Raw genomic sequence first — 15,316 nt, 5'->3', positions numbered from 1 at the left:
CTCTGTAGCAGCTCGCTATTTGCTCCACTAGCACGTAATGGGGCAGGGGCGAGCGTTTCACAACCTGCATTATTCGGCACCCTGCCTGCTAGCCGGGATCTTCGAAAAGATGCCGGTAGCAGGGCGGTGACGCCGGCTCCCTGTCCGCCGCATCCTCCTCCTGCAGGGCGAAGAGCAGCCACTCCTTCAGTATTGGCAGCGGCGAGGCATCGAGATCACGTTCGGCGGTCAGCAGGGTAAGGGCCCCACGATAACGGACCTGGCGCATCAGCGGCAGCAGCCGTTCGGGGTGGTCGCGTAGCTCGCCACGATACCGGACGGCGAACACCGTCGAACTGATCTCTCCCTGCTGATACTGGCGCCTGAGCGCTGGGCTCGGCGAGGCGTCGCGGTACCAGTCGTCAAGCGACAACGCCTCCCGGGAGCGTCCTCGGGGCCAGAGGCGGTCCACCAGCACCCGGGCGCCATCATGGGGCTCGGCGGGCTGGGCGATGCCCTTGATCTCGATGTGATAGCTCATTCGCTTATCCTCGCTTCCTCGCTTCCTCGCTTCCTCGCTTCCTCGCTTCCTCGCTTCTCGCTTCCTCGCTACTCGCTCAGGCGCTCCAGGGCTTCGCGGCTATGCGCCTGCCAGCGTCCGGGTAGTGCCGCGGCACGTGCCAGGGCCTCGAGGGCCGGCTCTCTGCGTCCCGCTGCCTCCAGGGCGAGCCCCAGGTTGAGCCACGCCGGGGCATGCGATTCGTTCGCCGCCGTGGCGGCGGTGAAGGCGTCGATGGCACCTTCGAGATCGCCATCGGCATGGCGGGCATTGCCGAGGCCGAAATGGACCATGGCGTTATGGGGGTAACGCGCTGCCAGTGCCTCCCAAGCGGGCAGAGCCGCTTCGCTGCCCTGTACTCCCTCGAAGTCGCCGATCGCCTGTAGCGCTGCTTCGGCGCCGATGGTGGCCGGCAGCTCTCCGGGGGGGAGCGCCACGAAGGCCCAGCGATCGCTACGGGCCCAGGTGGCATCGAAGCGCTTGAACGACTCCTTGCGCTCGGCCTCCATGCCGCTGTGCAGGATCAGCGTTTCCTCCTGTAAATCGTAGCCGATGGCCACGGCGTAGTGCCACAGGGGCCAGGCGGGCAGGGAGAGGTTCTGCATCACCACGACCGGATGACTGGCATCGAGCTCGCTCAACAGCGTCTCGAAGCGACCCTCGATCACGAAGGGGATTCGTCCCTGGCGGCGCACCGTGGCGAGCATCTCGGGCTGCACGCTACCCTCGCGGCCGGGGGTAAAGACCTGGGGAATCAGAGTGTCGACGTCCGTTGCCACACCCTCATGCTGCAGCACCATGGTCAGTGAGGCGGGCCCACACTGATAGTCGCGCTGGCCATGGAAGGGCACATCGTCGATCAGCACTCGCGGGGCTATCGCGCTGCGGGTGGTGTCATCGACACGTGGGGTAGACGCACAACCGGTGAGCAATAAAAGCAGCAGTACCAACGCAAGAACGCCCGCGGGGCGGGCGTTCCTGTTGCTGGTCGGCTGCCCTGAAAGGCAGTCGATCATGATCACATCCACTCAGCGCGTGAAGGGGTAGACGTTGGTCAGGCCGAGGATGTCGGTGACCAGCAGGATCACGAAGACGGCGAACAGTGCGCCGACCACGCTGGCGCCGGCGGGCATCTGGTCGAGGCGTTCGGCCATCTGGGCGGCCTCGGCGTCGGAGAGAGCGGCGACACGGTCCTCGACCTCGGCGGGGTCCACGCCCTGGGCGACCAGCTGCTCGCGTACGTCGTCGCGGGCCAGAACGGCATGGATCCGTTCACGATCCGACTGGCTACGCTCGGCGGCGAGGGCTTCCTGGGTGGTGATCATGCCGCCGGCGGGAGCGGGTGCGGCCACGACCGGCAGGCTGCCCAGCATCAGGGCGAGGATCAGCAGCGGGCTGAGGTAGCGGTAAAGCTTCTTCATCATGTCGGTGTTCCTTTTCTTCGTATGGGGCTCTGTGTGGATTTCCGGCTCCTGGGTGGTCCACGCGTCGCGTCCTGGCGACTGGGTGGCGTCACGATGATACTCGCCCAGTATAGAATGAAATGGTGTGAAATTTCATACCCTTGCTGCTTAAGGTAAGGGTTATCGTAAGTAGCTCGGTAGCTCGGTAGCTCGGTAGCTCGGTAGCTCGGTAGCTCGGTAGCTCGGTAGCTCGGTAGCTCGGTAGCCCGGTAGCTCGGTAGCTCGGTAGCTCGGGGCTGATCTGGCGACAAGTCTGCGAGGAGGCGCTGTAAATACCTCCCTGTACGCTACCTCGGCCGTCCCTGGTCCTCGGACCTCCTCTTCGACTTGTCCCCAGCGCCCCTTGGTTTCAGTAACTGCAATAGACCTGTGTTTAAGAGTCAACTGATACGGTAGGAGGAGGGCAGCTCGGCGAGCAGGCCGCGGCCGCCGGCCAGGGTAAGTGCCAGGTCATGAAGGCCATCCTGGAGGGGTAGGGCGGAGGCGCCCTTGATGGAGAGGTCCAGCCGCTGGGCAAACAGCAACAGCTTGTGCAGGCGCTTGACCGGCAGGCGGGAGAGGGCCTGCTGATAGGCGGGGCGGCGCTTCTCGAAGATGGCCGGTTTCTGAGCCTTGCAGGCGTGGTCGAAGCTCTGGCCCTGGTCGAGGTGCTGATGCAGGGAGAGCAGGGTACGCAGCTCCCGGGTCAGGGCCCACAGCACGATGGGGGGCTCCACCCCTTCGCCGGCGAGGCCGGCCATGATGCGGGCGACCCGCGAGCGTTCGCCCTTGAGGCAGGCATCCACCAGGGTGAAGACATCGAAGCGCGCGCTGTCTTCCACACCGCCGGCGACCTCGCGGGGGGAGACCCGGGCGCCGGCGGGCAGCAGCAGGGCGAGCTTCTGCAGCTCCTGATCGGCAGCCAGCAGGTTGCCCTCGGTGCGCTCCCCCAGCAGGCGGGCAGCATCGAGGTCGAGATTGAGGCCGTGGCGAGAGGCACGATCGCGTAGCCAGAAGCCCAGCCGCGAGACATCCACCGGCCACACCGGTACGAACAGGCCCGCCTTGTCGAGCGCCTGGAACCAGGCACTTTTCTGCTGGCGGAAGTCGAGCTTGCCCATGGCCAGCAGCAGCACGTTGTCGCTGGCCTTCATCTCCTCGGCATAGGCTCTCAGCGCCTTGGTACCCTCCTGGCCGAGGTTGCTGCCGGAGAGGCGAAGCTCAATCAGCTTGGCACTGGCGAACAGCGACATGCTGGCCGAGGCTTCGTGGAGGCGTCCCCAGGCGAAGTTGCCTTCGACATGCAGGATCTCGCGCTCCTCGATGCCCCGTGAACGCGCGGCGGCGCGCACGGCGTCGCAGGCTTCCATATGCTGCAGGGGCTCTTCGCCGGCGACGATCACCACCGGCGGCAGCTTCTTCGCCAGGGCGTCGGCCAGCTTGTCGGGGAAGACTTTCAAAGAGTGTATCCTTTACCAACGGGGCTGATCCGGGGACAGGCCCCGAAGTGTCGGACCATCGGGGAGGCGCTGTAAATACCTCCCTGTACGCTACCTCGGCCCTGCGGCGCTCTCGCGTCCCGCTCCGCTTGCAGGTCCGGTGCTGGCCATCCATGGCCAGCCCGTTCGGAGCAGTGCTCCTCACCCTTGGTCCTCGGACCTCCTCTCCGACCTGTCCCCGGCGCCCCTTTTTCGGTATCTCAAGCTTTGAAATTTATAGTGAACGCAGTCGCTCGATCAGCTGGAGGACGGCCTCCTCGAGCAGTTCCTCGCGCACGGTGTCGCGACGCTCCTCGCGGCCCAGCAGGTCACCGTCATCCACGCTGTAGCGGCGGGTGACTTCGAGGCGCTGCTGATCGAGCAGATAGGCTCCGTCGGCACGCTGTACCGAGAAGGGAGCAACGAGTCGCATCTCCTCATCCCGCGGCCCCGACTCCAGCACGCTGAGGCGACGCTGGCGAATATTGGGCCTGCCCAGGTTGAGAATCCGGTCGGCGCCGTCATGGACCCAGGTACCGGCGGCGACCAGGCGCTGCTCGACCCGCCTGGCCAGGTCGCTGTCGGACCCCGCCAGGGCGAGCTCGTTCATCGGTGCCGATGGACTGTTCAGGCCGCGCAGCTGAAAGCCGCAGCCGGCGAGAGCCAGGCCGGCACCGCCGACCAGACCCAGGGTTAGGAAAGTGCGTCGCTGCATGGCTTAGCCCACCACGATATTGACCAACTTGCCCGGCACCACGATCACCTTGCGGACCGTCTTGCCCTCGGTGTGGCGCTGGACGTTTTCGGAGTCGAAGGCCGCGGCCTCGGCGGTGGCCTTGTCGGCATCGGCGGGCACCTCGATGCGCGCCCGCAGCTTGCCGTTGACCTGCACGACCAGCTCGATGGTGTCGCGGGCCAGGGCGCTCTCGTCAAGCGCCGGCCAGCTGGCATCGATCACCGGCTCGGCATGACCCAGCGCCGACCACAGCGCATGGCAGGCGTGGGGGGTGATGGGTGCGAGCAGCAGCACGCAGGCCTCCACGGCCTCGCGCGCCACGGCGAGATCCTGAGGCGATGGCGCGTCGCTCCGCTTCTGGAACTGCCCGATGGCGTTGGTCAGTTCCATCACCGCGGCGATGGCGGTGTTGAAGGTGGTGCGTCGGCCGATGTCGTCACCCGCCTTCTTGATGGTCTCGTGGGTCTTGCGACGCAGCTCGCGCTGGGCGTCATCCAGATTGGCGACGTCCAGCGTGCCGGGCTGGCCCGCCTCGAGGTGCTCGCCGACCATGCGCCAGAGGCGCTTGAGGAAGCGATGGGCCCCCTCGACGCCGGCATCGGACCACTCCAGGGACTGCTCCGGCGGGGCGGCGAACATCATGAACAGGCGCACGGTGTCGGCGCCGAAGCGCTCGATCATCGACTGAGGGTCGACGCCGTTGTTCTTCGACTTGGACATCTTCTCGATGCCGCCCATCTCCACCGGCAGGCCGTCCTCGATTAGCACCGCGCTGACCGGGCGACCCTTGTCGTCGCGCTTGACCTCGACGTCGGCGGGGTTGAACCACTGCTTGCTGCCGTTCGCTTGTAGCCGGTAGTAGGTCTCGGCGATCACCATGCCCTGGGTCAGCAGGCGCTGGAAGGGCTCGTCGACGTTGACCATGCCCAGGTCGCGCATCAGCTTGGTGAAGAAGCGCGCGTAGAGCAGGTGCAGGATGGCGTGTTCGATGCCGCCGATATAGAGGTCCACCGGCAGCCAGTAGTCGGCGCGCTCGTCGAGCATCGCCTCCTGGTTGTCGGCGCAGCAGAAGCGCGCGAAGTACCAGGAGGACTCCATGAAGGTGTCGAAGGTGTCGGTCTCGCGAACCCAGCCGTCGCCCAGGTCGGAGAACTCCGGCATGCGCTTGAGCGGCGAGCCGGTGGCGTCCACGGTGACCTCCATGGGCAGGGCCACCGGCAGCTCCTCATCGGAGAGCGGTTCGGTCTGACCCTCGGGCCCGTACTTGACCGGGATGGGCGCGCCCCAGTAACGCTGGCGCGCCACGCCCCAGTCGCGCAGGCGGTAGTGAGACTTGACCTCGCCGCGGCCGAGTTCGGCAAGCTTCGCGGCGATGGCGTCGAAGGCCGCTTCGAAGTCGAGGCCGTCGAATTCGCCGGAGTTGATCAGGATGCCGTGCTCGTCATGGGCGCCTTCGGAGAGGTCCGGCGCCTGGCCGTTCTCATCGGCGATCACCGGCTCGATGGCGATCCCGTATTTGGTGGCGAACTCCCAGTCGCGCTGGTCGTGGGCGGGTACCGCCATCACCGCGCCGGTACCGAACTCCATCAGCACGAAGTTGGCCACATAGACCGGCACCTCGCGGCCGCTGAGCGGATGCACCGCCAGATGTCCGGTGGGCATGCCCTTCTTCTCGCGGGTGGCAAGCTCCGCCTCGCTGGTGCCGCCCTGGGCACACTCCTCGCGGAAGGCGGCCAGTTCGGGGTTGTTCTCGGCGGCCTGGCGGGCCAGCGGGTGGTCGGCAGCCACCGCCACATAGGTCACCCCCAGCAGGGTGTCGGGGCGGGTGGTATAGACCGACAGCGGCTCACAGGTGCTGCCATCGGCGGTCTTGATATCAAACGCAAGCTCGACGCCGCGGGACTTGCCGATCCAGTTGCGCTGCATGGTCTTGACCTGCTCGGGCCACTCGATGCGGTCGAGGTCGGCCAGCAGCTCGTCGGCGTAGTCGGTGATGCGCAGGAACCACAGCGGGATCTCCTTGCGCTCCACCAGGGCGCCGGAGCGCCAGCCACGGCCGTCGATCACCTGCTCGTTGGCGAGCACGGTCTGGTCCACGGGGTCCCAGTTGACCGTGGACATCTTCTTGTAGACCAGCCCCTTCTCCACCAGCTTGGCGAAGAACCACTGCTCCCAGCGGTAGTAGTCCAGATCGCAGGTGGCGAACTCGCGGCTCCAGTCATAGGCAAAGCCCAGGGCCTTGAGCTGCTGGCGCATGTAGTCGATGTTGGCGTAAGTCCATTCGGCCGGGGGGACCTGGTTCTGGATCGCGGCGTTTTCGGCCGGCATGCCGAAGGCGTCCCAGCCCATGGGCTGCAGCACGTTCTTGCCCTGCATGCGCTGGTAGCGGGAGACCACGTCGCCGATGGTGTAGTTGCGCACATGCCCCATATGTAGCTTGCCGCTGGGGTAGGGGAACATCGACAGGCAGTAGAACTTCTCGCGGGTGGCATCCTCCACCGCCTTGAAGCACTGGTTCTTTTCCCAGAACTGCTGGGCGTCGCGTTCGATCTCTTGGGGCTTGTACTGTGCGTCCATCGCTGTCAACGGGTACCTTGGCTATCGGTTCGGCGCGCCGGGGGCGCACGCTCGAATGGCTTGTCCGGCGTCATGTTGCCTGTGCATGCTTGTGACAAGGCGTTGAACTGACGGCGGGAAGTCGTCTAAATGGTAGGGAGAGGATACCCCAGCACGGCCTTGCCCGGCTACGTTGGGGCTCGGCGTTTCCCTATTCGCATATCGAGGAGAGCACCATGAGTGATTCACACAAGGAGCACGAGGAACGCCACCTGCGCCAAGGCTATGAGCGCATGCTGGATCGTCTGCGCGAGGGGGCCCGGGAGCTGAACTGGGAGAACCTGCAGAAGGAGCTGGATGACGCCGTGGAGTTCGAGTCCGAACTCGAGGAGTTCACCAAGGACGAGCTGTCGCTGCTTCGCGCCTGGGTGGAGCGCGATCTAAAGGATATGCGGCGCTATCTGAATGCCGGCGGCGAGGGCGTGGCGGCGTGGCTCGGCATCGATCTCTCGGCGTTGTCACGCCAGGTGAGCGAGTCGCTGCTTTCGATTGCCGATCGCAGCGTGGTGGAGCGCGAGCGTTTCGAGGAAGAGCTCGAGGCGGCGCGTGCCGATTACTGCGAAGGGGAGATGGCGGTACCCGGCCGGCTGGTCTGCGTGCACTGTGATGCCGAGGTGGACCTGCCCGAGCTGACCCGTATCGACCCCTGCCACCAGTGTGGTCATCGCTTCTTCAGGAGGGTGTCTCAGTAGGAACGAGGGGCGAGGGTTGAGGTTCGAGGGGCGAGGGGTAAGTAGCACCCTAGACCCCTTGCTCCTGTTATAGCCACGCATCCAGCACCACGACTCCCGCGACGACCAGCGTGGAGAGCACGGCGGCATAGCCCAGGTTCTGGCGCATCATGCGCGTGCCGCTGATGCCGTAGCGGCCCTGCAGCGAGAGGTTGATGCCCGAGAGGGGGCCGACACTGGTGCCCACCGCCCAGGCAGCGAGGGCGACAAAGGCGAACAGCGTCTGGCGGTCGCCACTCAGGTCGAGCATCGAGGCGAGTACCGATACGCCGATGATGGGGTGTAGCCCGGCCACGGCGCTGGCGACAATGGCCAGGAAGCTGGCGATGGCCTGGGGGGCGGCGAAGTGCTCGAAGAGCTGCCAGTCGCTGCCGGTGGCGGCGGTGATAAAGGCCGATAGTCCCTGGGTGAGAAGCCCCGCACACAGGAAGAGCGAAATCTCGCCGCGCATCGCCGGCAGCCGCACCAGGGCGTGGTTGCGTATCCGCGTCAGGGTCCAGCGAGGGCCGCGGGGCAGGTTGCTGGCCAGCGCCACGCCGGGCAGCAGAAAGGTGATGATGCTGACGATGGAGAGCCATGGGGTCAGGCCGAAGTGGAAGAGCATCACCAGGGCCGCCATGGCAACGGGCAGCAGCAGGCTGCGTGGCGACAGCGAGTAGCCGGCCACCGTGTCCAGGTCGAAGCGCCGCGAGAGGTCGAGCAGCGACAGGGTGCCGGCGGCCAGCCCCAGGGGCACGCCAAGCGCCAGGATGGTGGCATACTCCATCTCGGGTGCCAGGGTCATCACCACCCCCATGGAGGCGAAGAAGGGCGACCACAGCGCGGCGGCGGAGATGCCACGATTGAGGGCCAGCAGCTGCGGCATGCTTAGCTCGCCATGCCGGCGCAGCCGGTCGCCGACCATGAAGATCGTGGAGAGGTTGAGGATGGCGCCGAGCAGGTGCACCCCGAGCCAGGTGCCGGCGGTGCCGAGCCGTCCGGTCACCGCACTGCCCGGGGGTGGCGCATGGCCCTGGCGAGTGCCGATCAGGCCGATAAAACTCACCCCGACCAGCATGGCCACCACGTAGGCGTTGCCATCCAGCATATGGGCCCAGGCGATCTCGGCGTCGTAGCGCAGGGCGGCGGTGAGCAGCAGCGCGACGCCGAGGCCAGCGAGGATGGTGGCCTGGCGCCGATTGCTGCGCTTGAGATCCGGCCATAGCAGTGCCACCGCCAGCCACAAGGCAACGCTGACCGCGGGCAGCATCACCGGCAGCCCCGCCAGGCGCAGGACCTGCAGTACCAGGCCGGTGAGGATCAGGCCGCCGGCGAGGCGGTGGCGAAGCGGTGTGGGGCTATCCATTTCCCTGACTCCCAGTCGGCACGCCGGGTTCGCGGGTGGCCTCCAGCAGCTCGAGCATGGCCCGCGTGGCGTTGGAGAGGGTTCTGTTGCGGTGTACCAGATAGCCCAGCGGCCGATGGATCGGCGGGTGATCGATCTGGAGCTCGTGCAGATCGTCGGCCACCAGGCGTTCCGGCAGCAGGCTCCAGCCCAGACCGATGGCGGTCATCATCTTGAGGGTCTCCAGATAGTTGGTGGAGAGGGCGACCGGAAGGCGCAGGCCGGCGGCCTCGAAGCGTGTCTCGATCAGCTCCCGGGTAAAGGTTTGTGGCCCCGGCAGCACGGCATCGAAGTCGCATAGCTCGTCGAGGCAAAGCTCGTCGAGGGCTAGGTGCTGGCGCCGGGCCAGCGGGTGATCCTGTGCGCAGACAAAGCAGAGCCGATCGAGCCACAGCGGCACGACCTCGAGCTGGGCATCGGGATGGGGCGCCAGGGTTACCACGGCGATCTCCAGTGAGCCATCCAGTACACCCTGGTAGGCCTCTTCGGAGTCGAGGAAGTGCAGGTCGAGTCGCACGTCGGGATGGGCGCGGGTGTAGGACTTGAGCAGCGGCGGCAGGCGATGCAGGCCGATATGGTGGCTGGTGGCCAGGGTCAGGCTGCCGCCCACGGCGCCGGCCAGGTTGCCAAGGGCACGGCGACTGTCGTTGACCATCACCAGGATCTCCCGGGCGCGAGGCAGCAGCACGCGGCCTGCTTCGGTCAGGGTGACGCGGCGACCGATGCGGTCGAACAGCCGGGCGTCGACCTGGTTCTCGAGCACGGCGATACGCTTGCTGACCGCAGGCTGGGTCAGATGCAGCTGCTCCGCCGCCCGAGAAAAGCTGCCGCTATCGGCCACGGCGAGAAAGGCCTGCAGGCTCTGGGTATCCACGGCGCCTCCATTTCGGATTCCATTAAGGAATGCAATGCATAAATAACATGAATTGATTTTATGGGCGAGGGGCGGGAAACTGGCTCTAAAGCGCCAAGACTGGAGCGTCGTGGGGTCAGGCCCCCTTAACCGGCTGGAGCGGCGCCGGGGATAGGCCGAAGCGGGGGGCCTATGCCAGGGGTGAGAAGCACTGCTTCGAACGGGCTGGCCATGGATGGCCAGCACTGGCCCTGCAAGCGGAGCAGGACGCGAGAGCGAAGCAGGGCATCGGTAGCGTACAGGGAAGTATTTACAGCGCCCCCGCAGAGGCCTGTCGCCGGAGAAACCGCTCCTGGAAGGTGTATCAAGGCGCTTCCAAGACCGACTAAAAAAGCATAGGGCCCCAGGGCCCGGGAGAAACGATATGGCAGGCCAGACACTCTACGACAAGCTGTGGTCGCAGCATCTCGTCAAGGAGCGCGATGACGGTACCGCGCTGATCTACATCGACCGTCAGCTCCTCCATGAGGTGACCTCGCCCCAGGCCTTCGAGGGTCTGCGCCTGGCGGGCCGCAAGCCGTGGCGCATCGACGCCAACCTGGCCACGCCCGACCACAACGTGCCGACCACCCTCAAGGAGCGCGCCGAAGGCAATGCCGGGATCAAGGATCCGGTATCGCTGATCCAGGTGCAGACCCTCGATGACAACTGCAGCGAGTTTGGCATTGAGGAGTTCAAGATCAACGATCCGCGTCAGGGCATCGTCCATGTGGTGGGGCCCGAGCAGGGCGCGACGCTGCCGGGCATGACCGTGGTCTGCGGTGATTCCCATACCGCCACCCACGGCGCCTTCGCCGCGCTGGCGCACGGCATCGGCACATCTGAGGTGGAGCATGTGCTCGCCACCCAGTGTCTGCTGGCCCAGAAGATGAAGAACATGCAGGTGCGCGTCGAGGGCACGTTGGGTGCCGGCGTCACCGCCAAGGATGTGGTGTTGGCCATCATCGGCAAGATCGGCACCGCCGGCGGCACCGGCTACGCCATCGAGTTCGCCGGCAGCGCCATCGAGAGCCTCTCCATGGAAGGGCGCATGACCGTGTGCAACATGGCCATCGAGGCGGGTGCTCGGGTCGGCCTGATCGCAGTCGACGACAAGACCATCGACTACCTGCGTGACCGTCACTACGCCCCCAAGGGCGAGCAGTGGGAGGCCGCGGTGGCCGACTGGCGCGGGCTGGTCTCGGACGCGAATGCCGAGTTCGACAAGGTGGTGACCTTGGATGCCGCCGAGATCGAGCCTCAGGTGAGCTGGGGCACCAGCCCCGAGATGGTCACCGGCGTCTCCGGCGAGGTGCCCGACCCGGCCGCCCAGAGCGACGACAGCGTGCGCAATGGCTACACCCGTGCCCTGGAATATATGGGGCTTGAGCCGCGCCAGAAGATCACCGATATCCGCCTCGACAAGGTGTTTATCGGCTCCTGCACCAACTCGCGCATCGAGGATCTGCGTGAGGCGGCCCAGGTGGCCCGCGGCAAGAAGGTGGCCGACTCCATCAAGCTGGCCATGGTGGTGCCGGGCTCTGGCCTGGTGAAGCGTCAGGCCGAGGCCGAGGGCCTTGACCAGATCTTTATCGAGGCGGGCTTCGAGTGGCGCGAGCCGGGCTGCTCCATGTGCCTGGCCATGAATGCCGACAAACTCGGCGCGGGGGAGCACTGTGCCTCCACCTCCAACCGCAACTTCGAGGGGCGTCAGGGCTACGGGGGTCGCACCCATCTGGTCAGCCCGGCGATGGCCGCCGCTGCGGCCATCGCGGGTCACTTCGTGGATGTACGCGGCTTTGGCAACGATGGCGCCGCCAACGACGACGCCCAGGCGCAGGAGGCCTGAATCATGAACAAGTTTGAACGCACCACCGGCATCGTCGCGCCCCTTGATCGGGCCAACGTCGACACCGACCTGATCATTCCCAAGCAGTTTCTGAAGTCGATCAAGCGCACCGGCTTCGGTGTCAATCTGTTCGACGAGCTGCGCTACCTCGACGAGGGGTATCCCGGCCAGGACTGCTCCGAGCGTCCGCTGAACCCCGACTTCGTGCTCAATCAGCCGCGCTATCAGGGGGCCAGCGTGCTGCTGGCGCGCCGCAACTTCGGCTGTGGCAGCTCTCGCGAACACGCCCCCTGGGCGCTGGAGGACTTCGGCTTTCGGGTGGTGATCGCGCCGAGCTTCGCCGATATCTTCTACAACAACGCCTTCAAGAACGGCCTGCTGCTGGTGACCTTGCCCGAGGAGACGGTGGAGCGCCTGTTCCAGGAGGTCGAGTCCAATGAAGGTTATGCCCTAAACGTGGACCTGGAGAACCAGCGCATCACCACGCCCTCCGGCGAGGTCATCGAGTTCGAGGTGGATGCCTTCCGCAAGCACTGCCTGCTCGAGGGGCTCGACGATATCGGCATCACGTTGAAGGATGAAGATACCATTCGCGCCTTCGAGGCGAAGCATCGTGAAGCTCGCCCGTGGCTGTTCCGTGACGGCGCCGAGGCCTGATACTTCTTGCACCTGCCGGCGGGAAGCGGGGCTGATCCGCGCCGCCGCCGAGGTTTCACATTTTCAAGCACTTGCCGCCGGACCGCGGGGCTGATCCGGCGGCAGGCCTACGAGGAGGCGCTGTGAATACCTCCCTGTACGCTACCGACGCCATCCTTGGCGTAGGACCTCCTCTACGGCCTGCCCCCGGCGCCCCGCTGCGGTGTCGGCGGTAATCTCACAAGGAAGCAAAGATGACGCAGAAGATTCTGGTACTGCCGGGCGATGGCATCGGCCCCGAGATCACCGCCCAGGCCAGCCGTATTCTGGCTGCCTGTCAGGCCCGCGGCCTCGATGTCGAGGTCGAGGAGGGGCTGCTGGGCGGCGCCGCCTATGATGCCCACGGCGAGCCGCTGCCCGCCGAGACCCTCGAGAAGGCCAAGGCCGCCCGCGGCATTTTGCTCGGTGCGGTCGGTGGTCCCAAGTGGGACAAGATAGAGGATCTCGCCAAGCGCCCCGAGAAGGGTCTGCTCGGCGTGCGCAAGCAGCTGGGTCTGTTCGGCAACCTGCGCCCGGCCATCACCTATCCGCAGCTGGCCGAGGCCTCGAGTCTCAAGCGTGAGCTGGTCGCCGGGCTCGATATCATGATCGTGCGCGAGCTGACCGGCGGTATCTACTTCGGCCAGCCGCGGGGCATCGAGGAGCGTGACGGCCAGCGGGTCGGCTTCAACACCTACGTCTATAGCGAGAGCGAGATCGAGCGTATCGGTCGGGTCGCCTTCGAGATGGCACAGAAGCGCAACAAGAAACTCTGCTCCGTGGACAAGGCCAATGTGCTCGAGGTGACCATCCTGTGGCGTGAGGTGATGGAGCGGCTGGCGCCGGAGTACCCGGATGTCGAGCTCTCCCATATGTACGTCGACAATGCCGCCATGCAGCTGGTGCGTGCCCCCAAGCAGTTCGATGTGGTGGTCACCGGCAACATGTTCGGCGATATCCTCTCCGACGCCGCTGCCATGCTGACCGGTTCCATCGGCATGCTGCCCTCGGCCTCGCTCAACGAAACCGGCCAGGGCATGTACGAACCCTGTCATGGCAGCGCCCCGGACATCGCCGGCCAGAACGTGGCCAATCCTCTTGCGACCATCCTCTCGGTGGCCATGATGCTGCGCTACTCCCTGGACGCGCCGGCCCTGGCCGCGCAGATCGAAGAGGCCGTGGGCAAGGTGCTCGACGATGGCCTGAGAACCGCCGATATCGCCTCCGAGGGCACCCGTACCGTCTCCACCAGCGAGATGGGGGATGCGGTACTGGCCGCCTTCGAGGCGCTCTGAGATGCCTCTGGCTGATGGCGTTGCGAGAGGCGCCGGGGATAGGTTGTAGAGGGGGTCCGAGGACCAGGGATGGCCGAGGTAGCGTACAAGGATGTATTTACAGCGCCCCCTCGAAAACCTGTCGCCGGAGCAGCCTCGAGCTTGAGATGACCGGGCCCGCCTGCGAGGTGGGCCCGCTTTCTGTATAATACGCAGCACATTCGATTTCTGGAGGACTTCACATGTTGAAAGTCGGTTTCGTTGGTTGGCGCGGCATGGTGGGCTCGGTACTCATGCAGCGCATGGTCGAGGATGGTGACTTCCAGGGCATCGAGCCGGTCTTCTTCACCACCTCCCAGGCCGGCCAGGCCGGTCCCGACGTAGGCGTGGACGTTCCGCCGCTCAAGGATGCCTTCGACCTCGACGCGCTCACGGCGCTGGATGTGGTCGTCACCTGTCAGGGCGGCGATTACACCAAGAAGGTCTATGCCGATCTTCGTCAGGGTGGCTGGAAGGGCTACTGGATCGATGCCGCCAGTACCCTGCGCATGGAGGACGAGGCCACCGTCGTGCTCGACCCGGTCAACCGTGGCGTCATCGATGCGCAGCTGGCCAGGGGTGCCAAGACCTTCGTCGGCGGCAACTGCACCGTCAGCCTGATGCTGATGGGCCTCGGCGGGCTGTTCGAGGCCGACCTGATCGAGTGGATGACCTCCATGACCTATCAGGCGGCGTCCGGCTCAGGTGCCAAGCATATGCGTGAACTGCTCAACCAGATGGGCGGTCTGCGTGACAGCGTGTCCGGCGAACTGGCCGACCCGGCCAGTGCCATCCTCGATATCGATCGCAAGGTCACCGCGGCCATGCGCTCCGGCGAGTTCCCGACCGACAACTTCGGCGCGCCGCTGGCGGGCAGTCTGCTGCCGTGGATCGACAGCAAGCTCGACAACGGCCAGAGCCGCGAGGAGTGGAAGGGCTCCGTTGAGACCAACAAGATCCTCGGTCTTCAGGACAACCCCATTCCCATCGATGGTCTCTGTGTGCGTATCGGCGCGATGCGTTCCCACAGCCAGGCCTTCACCATCAAGCTGAAGAAGGATGTGCCCCTCGACGAGATCGAGGACCGTCTTGCCAAGCATAATGAGTGGGTCAAGTTGGTGCCCAACGAGAAGGAGGCGACCATTCGTGATCTGACGCCGGCCGCTGCCACCGGTACCCTGACCGTACCGGTGGGGCGTCTGCGCAAGCTGGCCATGGGCGGTGAGTACCTTTCCGCCTTCAGTGTCGGTGACCAGCTGCTGTGGGGGGCCGCCGAGCCGCTCAAGCGGATGCTGATGATCCTCAAGCAGCAGTAACCGCTCCGTAGTACCGGTAGCCGTACGATGGCGGGGAGCCTCCTTGGAGGCTCCCCGCTCTATTTATTGGTTCATCCCAGACTGACGTGAAACCAGTAGGCAGGAGGGTTGCTCCGCTACCCACTGGGGGGCACCACCCTGTGGGAGGCCGGGTTTACCGGGGAGGGGGGCACCCTGTGGGAGGCCGGGTTTCCCGGGCGATGGCGCCGACAGGCGCCTTGGTAATGTTGCCCAGTATTGTGCCTTTACCGGGAGGCCTTCGGCCTCCATTCGCCCGGCAGAGCCGGCCTCCCAGTGCGCCCGAGAAGGCGTACACACAGTGCGGTGAGAGTCCGCACCGGGGTAA

At 65.7% G+C, this 15,316-nt stretch carries 13 protein-coding genes; 5 read left to right on the top strand and 8 right to left on the bottom strand.

The features are described from left to right. Positions 1-88: 88 nt before the first annotated feature. The 6 genes from Q0894_RS02675 to leuS form a co-directional block, all read right to left on the bottom strand. Positions 89-520 (bottom strand): DUF488 family protein, encoded by a 432-nt coding sequence (locus tag Q0894_RS02675; RefSeq protein WP_299231239.1) that lies wholly within the window; start codon positions 518-520, stop codon positions 89-91. A 68-nt stretch (positions 521-588) separates the two neighbouring features. Further along, on the bottom strand, positions 589-1,554 hold the full coding sequence (locus tag Q0894_RS02670; RefSeq protein WP_299231238.1) for a PA2778 family cysteine peptidase: 966 nt from the start codon (positions 1,552-1,554) through the stop codon (positions 589-591). Between the two features lie 12 nt (positions 1,555-1,566). Beyond that, entirely contained in the window at positions 1,567-1,959 is a 393-nt protein-coding gene (locus Q0894_RS02665) for a PA2779 family protein (RefSeq protein ID WP_299231266.1), read from the bottom strand. A 422-nt stretch (positions 1,960-2,381) separates the two neighbouring features. After that, positions 2,382-3,440, bottom strand: a complete 1,059-nt coding sequence (holA, locus tag Q0894_RS02660; RefSeq protein WP_132042521.1) for a DNA polymerase III subunit delta — start codon at positions 3,438-3,440, stop codon at positions 2,382-2,384. Between the two features lie 253 nt (positions 3,441-3,693). After that, entirely contained in the window at positions 3,694-4,173 is a 480-nt protein-coding gene (lptE, locus tag Q0894_RS02655; RefSeq protein ID WP_299231235.1) for an LPS assembly lipoprotein LptE, read from the bottom strand. Positions 4,174-4,176: 3 nt separating this feature from the next. Next, the gene (gene leuS / locus Q0894_RS02650; RefSeq protein WP_299231233.1) at positions 4,177-6,771 is read right to left on the bottom strand and encodes a leucine--tRNA ligase; all 2,595 of its coding nucleotides are present in this window, start codon (positions 6,769-6,771) and stop codon (positions 4,177-4,179) included. A gap of 215 nt (positions 6,772-6,986) precedes the next feature. Here leuS and Q0894_RS02645 point away from each other — a divergent pair, with 215 nt between their 5' ends. Beyond that, positions 6,987-7,502: a hypothetical protein gene (locus Q0894_RS02645; RefSeq protein ID WP_299231231.1), complete on the top strand. Its 516-nt coding sequence runs from the start codon at positions 6,987-6,989 to the stop codon at positions 7,500-7,502. 67 nt (positions 7,503-7,569) lie between these two features. Here the strand turns inward: Q0894_RS02645 and Q0894_RS02640 are convergent, their stop codons facing one another. Next, positions 7,570-8,886 (bottom strand): hypothetical protein, encoded by a 1,317-nt coding sequence (locus Q0894_RS02640; RefSeq protein ID WP_299231229.1) that lies wholly within the window; start codon positions 8,884-8,886, stop codon positions 7,570-7,572. After that, the gene (locus Q0894_RS02635; RefSeq protein WP_299231227.1) at positions 8,879-9,799 is read right to left on the bottom strand and encodes a LysR family transcriptional regulator; all 921 of its coding nucleotides are present in this window, start codon (positions 9,797-9,799) and stop codon (positions 8,879-8,881) included. The genes Q0894_RS02640 and Q0894_RS02635 overlap by 8 nt, the downstream gene beginning before the upstream one ends. Before the next feature lie 403 nt (positions 9,800-10,202). Here Q0894_RS02635 and leuC point away from each other — a divergent pair, with 403 nt between their 5' ends. The 4 genes from leuC to asd all read left to right on the top strand — a co-directional run bounded on the left by leuC (position 10,203) and on the right by asd (position 14,970). After that, the gene (gene leuC, locus Q0894_RS02630; RefSeq protein ID WP_299231225.1) at positions 10,203-11,666 is read left to right on the top strand and encodes a 3-isopropylmalate dehydratase large subunit; all 1,464 of its coding nucleotides are present in this window, start codon (positions 10,203-10,205) and stop codon (positions 11,664-11,666) included. Between the two features lie 3 nt (positions 11,667-11,669). Then, positions 11,670-12,323: a 3-isopropylmalate dehydratase small subunit gene (gene leuD, locus Q0894_RS02625; protein ID WP_299231224.1), complete on the top strand. Its 654-nt coding sequence runs from the start codon at positions 11,670-11,672 to the stop codon at positions 12,321-12,323. A gap of 233 nt (positions 12,324-12,556) precedes the next feature. Next, a complete protein-coding gene (gene leuB / locus Q0894_RS02620; RefSeq protein WP_299231222.1) occupies positions 12,557-13,636 on the top strand; it encodes a 3-isopropylmalate dehydrogenase in 1,080 nt (359 codons plus the stop codon). 221 nt (positions 13,637-13,857) lie between these two features. After that, positions 13,858-14,970: an aspartate-semialdehyde dehydrogenase gene (gene asd / locus Q0894_RS02615; RefSeq protein WP_299231220.1), complete on the top strand. Its 1,113-nt coding sequence runs from the start codon at positions 13,858-13,860 to the stop codon at positions 14,968-14,970. Positions 14,971-15,316: the final 346 nt, after the last annotated feature.

The organism is uncultured Halomonas sp. (genome assembly GCF_947501415.1).
In the GTDB taxonomy this organism is placed as follows: domain Bacteria; phylum Pseudomonadota; class Gammaproteobacteria; order Pseudomonadales; family Halomonadaceae; genus Halomonas.
The sequence above is the reverse complement of the archived record's forward strand: the minus strand, read 5'-3'. Positions and strand labels throughout refer to the sequence as shown.